The 15,847-nt window shown below is 59.8% G+C and carries 13 protein-coding genes; 8 read left to right on the forward strand and 5 right to left on the reverse strand.

The window, feature by feature from the left end; genetic code table 11:
* Position 1: 1 nt before the first annotated feature.
* Positions 2-2,002, reverse strand: coding sequence for a cytochrome o ubiquinol oxidase subunit I (gene cyoB / locus PYR65_RS22260; protein WP_276121624.1), 2,001 nt, complete (start codon positions 2,000-2,002; stop codon positions 2-4).
* A gap of 30 nt (positions 2,003-2,032) precedes the next feature.
* A complete protein-coding gene (gene cyoA / locus PYR65_RS22265; RefSeq protein ID WP_276121625.1) occupies positions 2,033-3,190 on the reverse strand; it encodes a ubiquinol oxidase subunit II in 1,158 nt (385 codons plus the stop codon).
* A 306-nt stretch (positions 3,191-3,496) separates the two neighbouring features.
* Between cyoA and PYR65_RS22270 the strand changes: the two genes are divergently transcribed.
* Positions 3,497-4,861, forward strand: coding sequence for an MFS transporter (locus PYR65_RS22270; protein ID WP_060636933.1), 1,365 nt, complete (start codon positions 3,497-3,499; stop codon positions 4,859-4,861).
* Positions 4,862-5,177: 316 nt separating this feature from the next.
* Positions 5,178-6,617: a mannose-1-phosphate guanylyltransferase/mannose-6-phosphate isomerase gene (locus PYR65_RS22275; RefSeq protein ID WP_276121626.1), complete on the forward strand. Its 1,440-nt coding sequence runs from the start codon at positions 5,178-5,180 to the stop codon at positions 6,615-6,617.
* Positions 6,618-6,745: 128 nt separating this feature from the next.
* Here PYR65_RS22275 and PYR65_RS22280 read toward each other — a convergent pair whose 3' ends face one another.
* From PYR65_RS22280 to PYR65_RS22290, 3 genes are all read right to left on the reverse strand, one after another.
* Positions 6,746-8,122, reverse strand: coding sequence for an aspartate aminotransferase family protein (locus PYR65_RS22280; protein ID WP_276121627.1), 1,377 nt, complete (start codon positions 8,120-8,122; stop codon positions 6,746-6,748).
* 43 nt (positions 8,123-8,165) lie between these two features.
* Positions 8,166-9,662, reverse strand: a complete 1,497-nt coding sequence (locus PYR65_RS22285) for an NAD-dependent succinate-semialdehyde dehydrogenase (RefSeq protein ID WP_276121628.1) — start codon at positions 9,660-9,662, stop codon at positions 8,166-8,168.
* A gap of 121 nt (positions 9,663-9,783) precedes the next feature.
* Positions 9,784-10,278: an Lrp/AsnC family transcriptional regulator gene (locus PYR65_RS22290; protein WP_060636803.1), complete on the reverse strand. Its 495-nt coding sequence runs from the start codon at positions 10,276-10,278 to the stop codon at positions 9,784-9,786.
* A 106-nt stretch (positions 10,279-10,384) separates the two neighbouring features.
* Here PYR65_RS22290 and ehuR point away from each other — a divergent pair, with 106 nt between their 5' ends.
* The 6 genes from ehuR to eutA all read left to right on the forward strand — a co-directional run bounded on the left by ehuR (position 10,385) and on the right by eutA (position 15,843).
* The gene (ehuR, locus tag PYR65_RS22295; RefSeq protein ID WP_060636801.1) at positions 10,385-11,770 is read left to right on the forward strand and encodes a MocR-like ectoine utilization transcription factor EhuR; all 1,386 of its coding nucleotides are present in this window, start codon (positions 10,385-10,387) and stop codon (positions 11,768-11,770) included.
* Positions 11,771-11,891: 121 nt separating this feature from the next.
* The gene (gene ehuA / locus PYR65_RS22300) at positions 11,892-12,677 is read left to right on the forward strand and encodes an ectoine/hydroxyectoine ABC transporter ATP-binding protein EhuA (protein ID WP_060636799.1); all 786 of its coding nucleotides are present in this window, start codon (positions 11,892-11,894) and stop codon (positions 12,675-12,677) included.
* A gap of 79 nt (positions 12,678-12,756) precedes the next feature.
* Positions 12,757-13,593 (forward strand): ectoine/hydroxyectoine ABC transporter substrate-binding protein EhuB, encoded by an 837-nt coding sequence (gene ehuB / locus PYR65_RS22305; RefSeq protein WP_407951359.1) that lies wholly within the window; start codon positions 12,757-12,759, stop codon positions 13,591-13,593.
* A 146-nt stretch (positions 13,594-13,739) separates the two neighbouring features.
* The gene (gene ehuC, locus PYR65_RS22310) at positions 13,740-14,399 is read left to right on the forward strand and encodes an ectoine/hydroxyectoine ABC transporter permease subunit EhuC (protein ID WP_276121630.1); all 660 of its coding nucleotides are present in this window, start codon (positions 13,740-13,742) and stop codon (positions 14,397-14,399) included.
* A 2-nt stretch (positions 14,400-14,401) separates the two neighbouring features.
* Positions 14,402-15,064, forward strand: coding sequence for an ectoine/hydroxyectoine ABC transporter permease subunit EhuD (gene ehuD / locus PYR65_RS22315; protein ID WP_276121631.1), 663 nt, complete (start codon positions 14,402-14,404; stop codon positions 15,062-15,064).
* On the forward strand, positions 15,061-15,843 hold the full coding sequence (eutA, locus tag PYR65_RS22320) for an ectoine utilization protein EutA (RefSeq protein WP_276121632.1): 783 nt from the start codon (positions 15,061-15,063) through the stop codon (positions 15,841-15,843). Before ehuD ends, eutA begins: the two co-directional genes overlap by 4 nt.
* The last annotated feature ends 4 nt before the right edge of the window (positions 15,844-15,847 follow it).

Consider the following 15,847-nt stretch of genomic DNA (forward strand, 5'->3'; position numbering starts at 1 on the left):
GTCAGATCCGCTCCGCGAGCAGCTTGGTGCGCGCATCTTCCGTCGCGGAAACGGTTTCCGCCGGGATATAGAAGTCGCGGTTGTAATTGAACGTATGGGCGATTGCGACCGTGATAAGGCCGATGAAGGCGAGGATCGCCAGCCACCAGATGTACCAGATCATCGCAAAGGCAAACGCTATGCTCAGGACAGACAGGATGACGCCGGTGCCGGTGTTCTTCGGCATATGGATTTGACGGAAGCCGGTTACCGGGCGCTCATGCCCACGGTTCTTCATGTCATACCAGCCGTCATGATCATGCACCACCGGCGTGAAGGCGAAGTTGTATTCCGGCGGTGGCGAGGACGTCGACCATTCCAGCGTGCGCCCATCCCAGGGATCGCTGCCGCAAGCCAGCTGGTCGCGCCTGAGGTAGCTGACGACGAGCTGGACGATGAAGGAGGCAATTCCGAGCGCAATCAGGAAGGCGCCGAAGGCTGCAATGATGAACCAGATCTGCAGGGACGGGTCCTCGAACTGGGACACGCGCCGCGTCACGCCCATCAGGCCGAGCACATAGAGCGGCATGAAGGCGAAGAAGAAGCCGATCTGCCAGAACCAGAAGCTCATCTTGCCCCAGAATTCATCGAGCTTGTAGCCGAATGCCTTCGGCCACCAGTAGACGATGCCGGCCATCAGCCCGAACAGCACACCGCCGATGATGACGTTGTGGAAATGAGCAATGAGGAACAGCGAATTGTGCAGCACGAAGTCTGCCGGCGGAACGGCGAGCAGAACGCCGGTCATGCCACCGATGACGAAGGTGATCATGAAACCGATCGTCCAGTACATCGGCAGTTCGTAGCGGATACGGCCGCGATACATGGTGAAGAGCCAGTTGAACATCTTTGCCCCGGTCGGGATCGAGATGATCATCGTGGTGATCCCGAAGAAGGCGTTGACGGACGCTCCCGCACCCATCGTGAAGAAATGGTGCAGCCAGACGAGATAGGAAAGGATCATGATCACGCAGGTCGCGTAAACCATCGAGGCATAGCCGAACAGCCGCTTGCCGCTGAAGGTCGCAACCACTTCGGAAAAGATGCCAAAGGCCGGCAGGATGAGGATGTAGACTTCCGGATGGCCCCAGATCCAGATCAGGTTGACATACATCATTGGGTTGCCGCCGAGATCGTTGGTGAAGAAGTTGGTGCCGGCGTAGCGGTCAAGGGTCAAAAGTGCGAGCGTTGCGGTCAGAACCGGGAAGGTGGCAACGATCAGGATATTGGTGCAAAGCGATGTCCAGGTGAAGATCGGCATCTTCATGAATGTCATGCCTGGCGCGCGCATCTTGACGATGGTGGCGATCAGGTTGATGCCCGACAATGTCGTTCCGACACCTGCCACCTGCAGCCCCCAGATATAATAATCGACGCCAACGCCCGGACTGTAGTCCGAACCCGACAGTGGCGGATAGGCAAGCCAGCCGGTGCGGGCGAACTCGCCGACGAACAGCGACATCATGATGATGATCGCGCCGGCTGTCGTCATCCAGAACGAGAAATTGTTGAGGAACGGAAAGGATACGTCGCGTGCGCCGATCTGCAGCGGGACGACATAGTTCATGAAGCCCGTGACGAACGGCATCGCCACGAAGAAGATCATGATCACGCCATGGGCGGTGAAAATCTGGTCATAGTGATGGGCGTTGAGATAGCCCTCATTGCCGTTGAAGGCGATCGCCTGCTGGACACGCATCATGATCGCATCGGCAAAGCCGCGCAGCAGCATGATGATCGCCAGGATGATGTACATGACGCCGATCTTCTTGTGATCGACGCTGGTGAACCATTCGGTCCAGAGATAGCCCCAGAGCTTGAAGCGCGTTATCAATGCGAGGACGGCGAGGCCGCCCAGCGCCACGCCGATGAACGTCACGACGAGGATAGGCTCGTGATAAGGGATGGCTTCAAGCGTGAGCCGTCCGAAGATGAATTCCGTCAAAGTATTATAGCCGAACATGGTTTTGTCCAAAATGTCGCGGGCGCGGCCTTATGGCTGCGTCGTGCTGTTGGTGTTCAGTTGCGCCGGAGCGGGCCCGTTCTGATCATTTTCGGGCATGGGGTCGCCCCCGTGCATAGAATGGTCCATCGGCTGCTTCTCATCCACGCCTTCGGCGGGTTTTTCACTGCGTGCCGGATTGCCGGTCGCCGGAAATGTTGCGGCGGGAGCTTCTTCTGTGCCGTGCCGGCTGTCATATTCGAGGCGCCCGCGATTTTCAGCACTGTCCTTGCCCGAACCACCCATCATGTCGATATGCATCATTTCGCTCATGCACATCTTGCCGGGATGGGCGCACATGTTGAGGATGGAGGTGTAAAGGCCGTCATCGACGGTAGCGTAGTAGCGAACCGGCTCCTTGGTGCTTGGCTTCTCGAGCTTCAGGTAGGCGTCGCGGTTGAGGGCGGTGCCCTGTGCCTTGACCCGGGCGACCCACTGATCGAAGCCTTCCTGCGGCACGCCATGAAACTTGAAGCGCATATGGGAAAAACCGTCGCCGGAATAGTTGGCCGACAGACCATCATATTCGCCTTCCTTGTTGATCACGGCATGAAGGCGGGTCTGCATGCCCGGCATGGCGTAGATCATGCCCGCAAGAGCCGGCACGTAGAAGGAGTTCATGACAGACGAGGAGGTGATCTTGAAATTGATCGGCACATCGACGGGAGCCGCCATCTCGTTGACGGTGGCGATGCCGTAATCCGGATAGAAAAACAGCCATTTCCAGTCCAGCGCGACCACTTCGACGTTGATCGGCTTCACTTCGGCGGTCACTGCGCGTTGCGCGTCGATCCGGTCAAGCGGGCGATAGGGGTCGAGCTTGTGTGTACTGATCCAGGTCACCGCACCCAGCGCAATGATGATGATCAGCGGCGCAGACCAGATGACCACTTCCAGCGCGGTCGAATGATGCCATTCCGGGTCGTACTTGGCGTTGGTGTTGGAGACACGATAGCGCCAGGCGAAAAACACCGTCAGAAACAACACGGGCACGATGATCAACAGCATCAGCACCGTGGAAATGATGATGAGATCCCGCTGCTGCATGGCGATATCGCCGGATGGGGCCATGACAACCATGTTGCACCCGGCCAGCGCCAGGAGTGGCAACAGGGTGAGAAAGCGGCTGGCGGTTTTCCATTTGGACATAGCGGGCTCGAAGTTTGCGTTCCGTGTCTTCCGCACTAGCGAAGCATCCCTGCTACAGGAATGAGGTGGTTCGTCGCAGTGCAGCAATTTGTCGCGTTGCAAAAAGTTTGGCCTGGATCGAAGTCGAACGTCTGTCTGGGCTAAGGTATAGACGGTCTTTGGTTGAGGTCAAAGCTTCTGTGGCATTCGTGAACGGCACGTTCGTTTATAGGATGGACCACAGCGGTTTTGCACCATATTCTCAGTCAAAGCCCGGCCTGGGTTCACATTGTGATGAAATCGGAATCCTTCGGGGAGAGCAAGATTATGGGCGTAGTGGCAAATCCTTCGTCATCGGGACTTGAGCAGGACGCCCGGCGTATGCACGGCGACAAGCCGCTTTCGGCTGGCAGCATTGCGCTTGGCGTGATCATCGGCCGCATGTCGGAGTTTTTCGATTTCTTCGTCTATGGCCTCGCCTCAGTGCTCGTCTTTCCGCGGTTGATCTTCTCGTTCGCGCCCAATCCGGTGGCGGCAACGATGATGTCCTTTGCGGTTTTCTCACTGGCTTTCCTGGCTCGCCCCGTCGGATCCTTCGTGTTCATGTGGATCGACCGCAACTATGGACGCGGCACGAAGCTGACGATCGCGCTCTTCATCCTCGGTGGCTCCACTGCCTCCATCGCGTTCCTGCCAAGTTATGAGACCGTCGGCTACTGGTCGGTGGCGCTCCTGGCGCTGTTCCGGCTGGGCCAGGGCTTTGCGCTCGGCGGCGCCTGGGATGGCCTGGCCTCCCTACTCAATCTCAACGCACCGCCGCACCGCCGTGGCTGGTACGCGATGATCCCGCAGCTCGGGGCGCCCATCGGCTTTGCGCTGGCCAGCACCCTGTTCGGCTATTTCGTCGCCAATCTTTCCGATGCAGATTTTCTCTCCTGGGGATGGCGCTATCCATTCTTCGTGGCCTTCGCCATCAACGTCGTGGCGCTGTTTGCCCGGTTGCGCATCGTTGCCAGCCAGGAATTCGGCTCCGCACTGGAAAATAACGAGTTGCAGGCCCGCCCGGTCTTCGAAATGCTGAGCAAGCATTCCTCCGATGTGCTGCTCGGGGCCTTCGCGCCGCTGGCAAGCTTTGCCATGTTCCACCTCGTCACGATCTTTCCCTTAAGCTGGGTAACGCTGTTCGGCGGCCAGTCGGCGGCGCAGTTCCTGTGGGTGCAGGTGGCCGGCGCTGCCGTCGGCTTCATCGCCATCATCCTGTCCGGCCTCATTGCGGATCGTATCGGCCGTCGCAACCAGCTGATGATCGGCGCTGTCATCATCGCCATCTTCTCCTTCTCCGCTCCGTTTCTGCTCGATGCCGGACGGTCGGGCCAGGATGCTTTCATCATCATCGGCTTTGGCATTCTCGGCCTGTCCTTCGGCCAGGCATCGGGCGCCGTCTCCTCGCGCTTTGGTCAATATTACCGCTATACCGGCGCAGCCCTGACCTCGGACCTTGCCTGGCTGATCGGCGCCGGTTTTGCACCGCTGGTCGCGCTCGGCCTTGCCAGCAACTTCGGCATCATCTTCATCGGCGGCTACCTGATCTCCGGCGCAATCTGCACGATCGTCGCCTTGAGCGTCACCCGCGCGCTGGATTTGAGCGGCGAACCGGACGCCAAGACGGAAACGCCGTCGAAGGGCAAGTAAATGTCCGGGTGCGGCTGGTAGGACAGGCTTGGCGGATCGGTCTGACATCACTTCGACGCGAAAGAGTCATCCACTGCCGACTGCCCGCTGCGGCAGACCAGAAGATTTTGCGTTGCGTGTCACATGTCTACGGGAGCCAGGGTGCAAGTCGATGTGGACGCACATATGTCATATTTCTTGAGGCTATTCAGTATATTGATCGCCAAGGTTGTTGCAAAAATAGCGAAAACACAACAAAGGCTTGACGATTACATGTTGTGCGGAGATGTTGCGCGCAACAATCCAAGGCTGTTTAGGAAGAATAGGAACATATTGCGTGCCGTTTAAAACGACAAAAATTACCCCGGTTCTTTTGGCTGGCGGTTCGGGTTCGCGACTGTGGCCGGTGTCGCGCGATCAGCTCCCGAAGCAATTTCAGCCTCTGGTGGGTGATTTATCAACCTATCAGCAGACATTGAAGCGCGTCTCCGACCCTGCACTCTACGGGGCGCCGGTGGTGATAACCAACGAGGATTTTCGTTTCTTCGCACAGCATCAAGCGAAGGAAGTTGGCGTACCGTCTACGGTTGTGCTTGAGCCGGCCCGGCGCGACAGTGCCGCTGCGATGGCGGCGGCGGCTGTCCTTGCTGAACGGCGTTCTCCTGGTGGCCTTGTGCTTGCCCTGGCCGCGGACCATGTTGTCCTCGACGAGGGTTTGTTTTCTGACGCCGTAAAACTCGGATGCAAGGCGGCCCTCGAGGGGCATATTGTGGTCTTCGGGCTTACTCCAACCGAGCCTCGCACATCCTATGGCTATATCAATCCTGGCGCGCCGTTCAACGGCGAAGCGGATTTGCATTTGGTCGAAGGCTTCGTCGAGAAACCCAATGCCGAAACGGCGATCGGCTATCTGCAGAAGGGGTATCTGTGGAATTCGGGCAATTTTCTGTTCCGCTCGGACATGATGATCGCCGAACTGCAGGCTTATGCGCCAGACATTCTGGCCGCTGTTCAGTATTCAGTCGAACAGGCAGAAACCGACCTCGGCTTCCTTCGGCTTCATAAGGAAAGTTTCGAAGGTTCGCCGAAGGACTCGATCGACTACGCAGTTATCGAGAAGACCAAAAAAATCGCCGTCGTGCGCGGGCATTTCCGCTGGTCGGATATCGGCAGCTGGGATGCAATCTGGGAGGTTGCGCCGAAGAGTGAGAAAGACAATGCGATCGTCGGAGAAGGGCTGGCACTTGGATCGGAAGGTTGCCTGATCCACTCTACCGGTATGATGACGACGGTTGTAGGTGCTAAGGACCTGGTCGTGGTGGTGACGCAGGATGCCGTTCTTGTCGTGCCGAAAGCGCGGGCGCAGGAGGTCAAGGGACTTGTCGAATCACTGAAAAGTGGCGGCCACAGTGGGATAACCGAAACTCACAAACGCGGATACCGTCCATGGGGCTATGTCGAGGAGATGCTGACGGGTGACCGCTTCGCCGTGAAGCGCCTTGTCATCGATCCCGGTGCCCGCACCTCCCTGCAGAGCCATATGAACCGTGCAGAACATTGGGTCGTCGTCGGCGGCACCGCGACCGTCACGATTGACGACACCACCTCGATCCTGACTGAAAACGAATCGATCTATGTCCCGCTTGGAAAGGTGCATCGTATCGCCAATAAAGGACGTGTCGCTCTGGAGCTGATTGAAGTCAGAACAGGCGCCTATATCAAGGATGACGATGTTCTGCGTGTCGAAGACGATTACAGCCGTAAACTGAGCCTGTAACCGCTACCACATCGGCGTTTCGCGAAGCGACCTGCGCTTCGGTAGACTTAGCAATGCTGTTTGATGAATGCCGGGCACTCACAGGCCCGGCATTCAATGTTTAAAACCATATTCCCTGTACTTAACCTTCAGCGGCCCAAAACCGCCTCGATGGCACCGGCCGCAGCCTTGACCACGATATCTGCCTCATCCCGTGTCAGGCACAGCGGCGGTGCAAAGCCGAGGATATCGCCTTGGGGCATGGCGCGGCCGATGACGCCGCGTTCCAAAAGGGCGGCCGAGATCTGCGGGCCGATCTTGCGGGATGCATCGAAGAATGTGCGGTCATCCTTGTCCTCGACAAATTCCACCGCCGCCATCAAGCCATCGCCGCGCACCTCGCCGACATTCCTGTGGCCGGCGACAGCTTTTGCCAGTTCAGCCCGGAAATAGGCACCGGTCGAACCGGCATTGTCAACGAGGCCGAGTTCATCGACCAGTTCCAGATTGGCGACGCCGGCGGCAGCGCAGATCGGGTGGGCTGAATACGTCCAGCCGTGGCCGATCGCGCCCATTTTGTCGGAGCCTTCGACGAGCACCTGCCACATCCTGTCCGAGACGATCGAGCCGGAAAGTGGCGCATAGGCAGAGGTAAGGCCTTTGGCGATGGTGATGAGATCTGGCGTCATGCCGTAATGACCGGAGCCGAACATCGAGCCGAGACGGCCGAAACCGGTGACAACTTCGTCGGCGACCAGCAGGATATCGTATTTTTCGAGCACGGCCTGGATCTTCTGCCAGTAGCCGGCCGGCGGCGGCACGATGCCGCCGGTGCCGAGGATCGGCTCGCCGATGAAGGCCGCAATCGTCTCCGGGCCTTCCGCAAGGATCATCTCTTCCAGCTTGTCGGCGCAATGTTGCGAGAACTGTTCCTCGCTCATCGACCGGTCGGCCCGGCGGAAATAATAGGGCGCCTCCGTGTGGAGGATCGGCGCGCGCGGCAGGTCGAACAGATTGTGGAACAGGTCAAGACCGGTCAGGCTGCCCGTCATGACGCCGGAGCCGTGATAACCGCGCCAGCGGGAAATGATCTTCTTCTTTTCCGGGCGGCCGAGGATGTTGTTATAATACCAGATCAGCTTGATATTGGTCTCGTTGGCGTCGGAGCCCGACAGGCCGAAATAGACGCGGCTCATGCCGGCCGGTGCCCGGTCGATGATCATCTTCGAAAGCGTGATCGAAGCCTCGGTCCCATGCCCGACATAGGCGTGATAATAGGCAAGGTTCTTGGCCTGTTCGGCAATGGCATCGGAAATCTTCCGGCGGCCATAGCCGACATTGACGCAGTAGAGGCCGGCAAACGCATCCAGGCTTTTGCGGCCGTTGGTATCGGTGATGTAGACGCCTTCGCCGCCGGCAATGATGCGGGTGGGCGTCTCGCCGCGTGCATGCATGCCCATATGGGTGGACGGATGGAAGAAGTGGTCGCGGTCCCAGGCGGTCATTTCGTTGCTGTGGTCGGACATATGCCTATTCCTCGTGTCTATGTTCAATGGGTCGGTGGCGCCATCAGGCGGCGGTGTCGATGCAGAGATATTTGAGTTCGGTGAAAGCCTCGATGCCGTGCCGCGATCCTTCGCGGCCGAGACCGGATTGTTTCCAGCCGCCAAAGGGAATGGGGCCGCCGGTGATCTTGACCCGGTTGATCGCCACCATGCCGTAGTCCAGGGCCCGGCCGAGCCGCATCTGCCGAGCGCCGTTTTCGGTGACGGCATAGGCAACGAGGCCGTATTCGGTGTCGTTGGCGCGGGCGATCACCTCGTCCTCGGTGTCGAAAACGGCAATGGCAGCGACTGGCCCGAAGGTTTCTTCCGACATGATCAGAGCATCGCTGGGCACGCCGGTGAGCAGCGTCGGGGTGTAGAACAAGGGTCCAGCCGGGTGACGTGTGCCGCCGGTCAGGCACTGCGCGCCGCGCTTGATGGCATCGGTCACATGCTCATGCACCTTTGTCACCGCCCGCTCATGCATCAAAGGGCCGATATCGACGCCGGGTTCCAGGCCGTCCCCCACCTTCAGCATTTCTATGCGTGCCTTGAAAGCCGCGTTGAAGGCGTCGAGGATGGGGCGCTGCACAAAGATGCGATTGGCGGCGAGGCAATCCTGGCCCGATGTCGCGAACTTTGCATTGATGGCGATATCGACCGCCTTGTCCACATCCGCATCGTCAAAGACGATCAGCGGCGCGTGGCCGCCCAGTTCCATCACCAGCCGTTTTAGGGTCGGCGCGCATTGCCCAGCGATGAGCTTTCCGATTTCGGTGGAGCCGGTAAAGCTCAGCGCCCGGACCCGGCTGTCTTCGCACAGGCGGCCGACAATGGTGGCAGCGTCGCCGGTCACGACGTTGAAAACGCCCGCCGGAATGCCGGCCCTCTCCCCAAGCTCTGCCAGTGCCAGTGCGGAAAGAGGAGTTTCAGAAGACGGGTGGGCAACGACCGTGCAGCCTGCAGCCAATGCTGCAGCCGCCTTGCGGGTGATCATGGCGGACGGAAAATTCCAGGGCGTGACGATGCCGACGACACCCAGCGCCTCACGGCGCACGATCATTTCGGCGTCCGGCAGGTGGCTGGTGACGCTCTCTGCATTCAGCCTTTTGCCTTCCTCCGCGTACCATTCGATGAAGGACGCGGCATAATCGATTTCGCCCTTCGATTCCGCCAGCGGCTTTCCCTGCTCCAGCGTCATGATCAGAGCCAGATCATCCTTGGCGGCGAGCATCAGTTCATACCAGCGGCGCAGGATTTTGGCGCGCTCCTGCGGTAAAAGCGATCGCCATTTTGGAAAGGCGCGTGCGGCGGCATCGATGGCCTGCGACGTTTCAGTCGCATCCAGCTGCGAAACCCAGGCGAGAGGTACCGATGTGGCGGGATCGCGCACTTCGAACGTGTTGTTCGCCGCGTTGGCGACCCAGCGGCCGCCGATATAAGCGAGCGATTTCAACAGATGTTTGTCATTCAGCCGCGCAAGAGCGTCGTGACAGGCGGGTCGGGCGAAAACAGCGTTCATCTGCGGCTCCTCATGCGTCGATTGCCACGCAGTCTGACAGCTTTGGGGGGAGAGATGGTCTGTTGGCAGCAAGGACAGAAGAGGATCTGTCCAAATGACGGGGGGCTTGCAGAGGAATTGTCTAGCTGTCCGCTATGCTCTCCTGCGACAGGAGAACAGAAACAGGCAACACGGTTTCCTCTTTCACCGTCTTCGTCACGATATATGTAAAATATCGGGCGATGCCGATTTCGCGGTCAAGCAGGTCATCGACCAGCCGCTGATAGGCGTCGATATTCGACGCCATGATTTTCACGATGTAATCGACCCCACCGCCGACCGACCAGCAGGCGACAATTTCAGGAATGGCCGTCACTGCCCGCTCGAAACGGTCGAAATCCACCTGGCGGTGATTGCCGAGCGTGACCTCCATCATCACGCTCGCAACAGGCGCAACGCGGCGCACAGCGACACGCGCGTGGTAGCCCGAGACGATCCCGGCTTTTTCGAGCTTGCGCAGCCGCATCCAGCAGGGCGTCGGCGACAGGCCGACCTCTTCAGCCAGCGCCAGCTTGGTGATGCGCCCATCCCGTTGGACGGCCTCTAAAATCCGCAGGTCGATGGCGTCAAGTTTCATTCGAACGGGTATCCCGGCGTGGTTATCATGGCAAAGCCTATGAAATCCGGATGCAGAATGCAATTTTTGGATTGTCAATTGACCTGAATTTTATCAATGTCAAATCATGACAAATTGGCGTCCCGATCCGCAGCAGCTCCGCCGGCCGGCCTATCTCTCGCTTGCCGAGCAGATTGCCAATGCCATTCATGACGGCAAGCTGGTGAATGGCGAGCGATTGCCGACGCACAGAAAGCTGGCGGAAGATCTGACGCTGTCGATCCAGACGGTCAGCCGCGCCTATGACGAACTCATCCGCCGCGGCATGATCGCCGGGGAGATCGGACGCGGCAGCTTCGTCCAGACCCAGCCGAAAGAGCCAGAGCCGCCCTATCTGCCGGAACGGCTGGGCGAACTCATCGACCTGTCGATCCTGAAACCGGTCTGCGAGCAAATCCATCTTGAGCGGATGCGCGAAGCCTTTGGCTGGCTGGCGGAAAACTTGCCGTCGAGTTCGGCGCTGTCGTTCCGGCCGAATATGGTGTTTCCACGCCATCGGGCGGTGGCGGCTGAATGGCTGGCGCAATGCGGGCTGGAGGTTTCGCCGCTCAACGTCAATCTGACCAATGGTGCCACGTCCGGCATGACCGTCGCCCTGATGAGCGTTGCACCGCCAGGATCGACGGTTGCGACCGAGGCAATCAGCCACCACACGCTGGTGCCGCTCTCGACCTATCTGGGCATTCACCTGGAAGGTCTGGCGATCGATGACGATGGCATGATCCCGGAAGCTCTGGACGAGGCGTGCCGGAAAGGCCCCATCCGCGCCGTTTTCCTGCAGCCTTCGGTGGTCAATCCGACGGCGACGCTGATGAGCATTGAGAGGCGCCAAGCGCTGGCGGCCGTTGCGGCCCGGCATGACATTGCCATCATCGAGAACGATATCCTCGGCCCCCTGGTCGAAAATCGGCCGCCGCCGCTGCAAACCTTTGCGCCCGAGCGCACGCTTTACGTCACGAGTTTCACCAAGATCACCGTGCCGGGCCTGCGCATCGGGTATCTCGTTGCGCCAGACCGCTATGTCGCCGCAGTCGCCAACCGGCACCTCGTCTCCAACTGGATGGCAACGCCGGCGATTGCCGAGATCGCCACGCGCTGGGTCAGCAACGGCACGGCGATGGAATTGGTGAACTGGCAGCGCCGGGCGCTGGCGCGGCGTCACGAGATTGCGACCGAGGCCTTGGGGGCACTCTTCTACCATTCCCACCCGCAAAGCCTGCATATCTGGCTGCCGCTGACCTGCCAGCACACCGAAGAGGGGTTCGTGGCGCAGGCGCGTCTGCGCGGGGTGGCGATCGCTCCGGGCGCATCCTTCCAGACGGCCGACCATGGCCGTGCACCCGCCGTGCGCATTTCGCTCGGCTCGACAACCGAGGCCGAGTTGCGCACGGGGCTTGGCATCGTTGCGTCGCTGGCGCATGGAAATCCGGAAGCTCTGCTGCTTGCGATCTGATAGTTGCGCCTGTCAAATGGGCAGGCAAAGAATAATTGTCATGAGATTATTTTGACAATTGACATGATTTGATAGGCTCGTCATCGTTAGGCATCGCTCGTCTCAACAGGAAGAGATCTGCATGCCTTCGCCCATGATCCGCATCGACAACATCACCAAGACCTACGGGCCGCTGACCGTGCTTGACGGTCTGTCGATGGATGTCATGCCCGGCGAGAAGCTGGCATTGATCGGCCCGTCCGGTTCGGGAAAGACCACCATCCTGCGCATCCTCATGACGCTGGAAAAAATCAACGGCGGCCATATCGAGGTCGATGGCGATCAGCTTTATCATATGCGCAAAGCCGGCAGTCTTACGGATGCCGATGAAAAGCACCTGCAGAAGATGCGCGAAAAGATCGGCATGGTCTTCCAGCACTTCAACCTGTTTCCGCATAAATGCGTGCTCGACAATATCACCCTGGCGCCGATGCTGACCAAGGGCGTGCCAAGGGCTGCTGCCGAGGCGCGGGCGATGGAGCTTCTCGACATGGTGGGCATGGCCGACAAGGCAAAGAGCATGCCCGCGCAATTGTCCGGCGGACAGAAGCAGCGTGTTGCCATCGCCCGTGCCTTGGCGCTTTCGCCGAAGATCATGCTGTTTGACGAGGTGACCTCGGCGCTTGATCCGGAATTGGTCGAGGAAGTGTTGAATGTCATGAGGAGGCTCGCGGTCGAGACCGATATGACCATGCTGCTCGTCACCCACGAAATGGGCTTTGCCCATGATTTCGCCGATCGCGTCCTGTTTTTCGACAAGGGAAAGATCGTCGAGGAAGGCAAGCCGGACGACATATTCCGTAATCCCAGGCAGGAGCGCACGCAAAGCTTCCTGCGCAAGATCATCGCGGCGGGGCACCGCGTCTGACCGCTGCGGCGATCAGACAATGCCTCCGATAAAAATGGAAAAATCCAGAGGAGTTGGAACAATGAGAGCGACGTATTTCATGACGATGGCAGCCGGCGCCACGGCGTTGATGGCTGGTCTTGCTACAGTCCCGGCACATGCCGACGATGCCAAGCTGGAGGCGCTGAAGGCACAGGGCTTTGCCCGCATCGCCATTGCCAACGAGCCGCCTTTCACGGCTGTCGGCGCCGACGGCAAGGTGTCAGGGGCTGCCCCCGATGTGGCCCGCGAAGTCTTCAAGCGCCTCGGCGTGCCGGATGTCGTCGCCTCGATTTCGGAATATGGCGCGATGATCCCCGGTCTTCAGGCCGGCCGCCACGATGCCGTCACCGCCGGTCTGTTCATGAAGCCGGAGCGCTGCGCAGCCGTTGCCTATTCCGAGCCGGTTCTGTGCGATGCGGAAGCGATGCTGGTGAAAAAGGGCAATCCCAAAGCCTTCAAGAGCTATGCGGATGTTGCCAAGGACCAATCCGCCACGATCGGCGCGCCAGGCGGCGGCACGGAAGAAAAGCTGGCGCTGGAAGCCGGCGTGCCGCGCGACCGCGTCATCGTCGTGCCCGACGGCCAGAGCGGCCTGAAAATGCTGCAGGACGGCCGCATCGACGCCTATTCGCTGCCGGTCCTGTCGATCAACGATCTTGTCAAGAAGGCCAACGATCCGAACCTCGAGGTCATCGCGCCGGTCCAGGGTGCGCCGGTCTATTGCGATGGCGCCGCCTTCAAGAAGGGCGACGAGGCACTGCGCGACGCCTTCGACGTCGAGCTGGCAAAGCTGAAGGAATCCGGCGAGTTCGCCAAGCTCATCGAGCCCTATGGTTTCTCGGCTGCGGCGGCGATGTCGACGACGCGTGAAAAGCTCTGCGCGGCTGCGCAGTAATCGCTGAGGGGAGGATGGCATGCGCCGTTCTCCCCCCAAACGAGACAATTGGTGACGATATGTGACGACGGGTGCGCATCCCGCTCCGTCACAAAGACAGGTCATGCGGCATTCCCAGAAGCCGTGGCAACTGCAGAGAAGGCAAGATGATCGACTGGTCCGGCTACATTGGACTGATATTGCAAGGCGCGCTGGTGACCATCGAATTGACGGTCATGGGCTCCGCGCTGGCGCTGGTCATGGCGTTTGCCGCAGGGCTTGGCCGGCTGTCACGTTTTGCCGGCGTGCGCGCGCTCGCCACTGTCTATATCGAGTTCTTTCGCGGAACCTCGATCTTCGTGCAGCTGTTCTGGGCCTATTTCGTGCTGCCATTTGCCGGCATCACGCTGACGCCCTTGCAGGCGGGTGTTCTGGCTCTGGGGCTGAATGTCGGCGCCTATGGTGCAGAGGTTGTGCGCGGGGCCGTGCGGGCCATCGGCCGCGAACAGCACGAGGCCTGCGTTGCTCTCAACCTTGGCCGCTATCACCGGATGCGGCATATCATTTTACCCCAGGCATTGCCGCTGATGCTGCCAACCTTCGGCAACAATGCCATCGAGCTATTGAAGGGCACCGCCGTCGTCTCGTTGATCTCGCTGACGGACATGACGTTTCAGGCGCAGGTGGTCAGGGCGCAGACCGGCAGCACGCTGATCCCGTTCGCGACCATTCTGATCCTCTATTTCGCCATGGCCATGGCCATTTCCGCCGGCATCCGCTGGTTGGAGCGCCGCGCGTCGCGTGGTCTTGACGGGGTGAGGGTCTGATCATGGAATGGGATTGGGCATTCGTTTGGCAGATCATGCCGACCCTTCTCGAAGGGCTGAAGATCACCATCCTTGCGACCGTGCTGGGCGCGATCGTCGCCGCTGTCGTTGGCCTGGTGCTGGCGATTGCCAGACGCTCGCCCAATCGTCTTATCTCGCGGCCGGTTGGCCTTCTGGCGGATTTCATTCGCGGGACGCCGCTTCTGGTGCAGCTCTATTTCATTTTCTACGTGCTGCCGGATATCGGCATCCGCCTGTCGCCGCTGACTGCCGGTGTCATTGGTCTTGGCATCCACTACGGCACCTATGCGGCCGAGGTTTACCGGGCGGGCATCGACAATGTGCCGCGCGGCCAGTGGGAGGCAGCGCGCGCCACCAATCTCAGCATCCGGCAGACATGGGTTCATGTCGTGCTGCCGCAGGCGATCCCGCCGATGATCCCGGCGCTCGCCAATTATTTCATCGCCATGTTCAAGGAGACGCCGCTGCTCTCGGCCATCACCGTGCTGGAACTGATGAACCAGGCAAAGAGCGTCGCCAATAGCAGCTATCGCTATATCGAGCCGATCACCATGGTCGGCGTGTTCTTCCTCGTCATCAGCCTGATCTCGGTGGTCGCGCTGCGTTTCCTGGAAGAGCGGTTTGCCCGGGTGGATGAACGATGAGCAAGACGGAGATCAAAATCCAAACGGCAAGCCGGGCGCCCCGCCTGGACGATCGCCAGCTGCCGAAACGCATCGGCCTGATCATCCTGGCGACGGACCATACGACCGAGGTCGATTTCCAGCGTATGGTCGCCAGCAACCGGATTGGCGTCTATGTCACCCGCATTCCCTATGCCAATCCGGTGACGCCGGAAAACCTGATGAAGATGCAGCCGTTGCTGAGCGCCGGCGCGGCCCTGATCCTGCCCGGCGAGACGCTCGACGTGGTCATGTATTCCTGCACGTCTGCTTCCGTCGTTATCGGCGATGCGCAGATCGAGGCTGCTGTGCAGTCTGCAAAGCCCGGTGTTCCCGTCGTCACGCCGACGGCTGCGGCTGTCAGTGGACTGAAGGCTCTCGGCGCAAAACGGATTTCGGTACTGACACCCTATACCGCCGAAACCAGCGCGCCGATGGCGGCTTACTTCGCCGATCTTGGTTTTGAGATCGACCGCTTCACTTGCCTTGGGCTTTCCGATGACCGGGACATGGCGCGCATCCCGCATGACGAGATCGCCGCCTTTGCCGCAGAAGCCATGGCACCGGAATCCGATGCGCTCTTTATCTCCTGTACCGCCGTTCGTGCGGCAGAGGCCGTGCCCCGGATCGAAAAAGCCCTTGGAAAGCCGGTGGTCAGCAGCAATCTGGCAACAGCCTGGGCATGCCTGCGGCTCTGCGGCGACACGGACGCGGGCCCCGAGCTTGGGCTTCTCATGAACAAGCCCTATGCGGAAGGCTGACGGC

The organism is Pararhizobium qamdonense (assembly GCF_029277445.1).
Taxonomy (GTDB): domain Bacteria; phylum Pseudomonadota; class Alphaproteobacteria; order Rhizobiales; family Rhizobiaceae; genus Pararhizobium; species Pararhizobium qamdonense.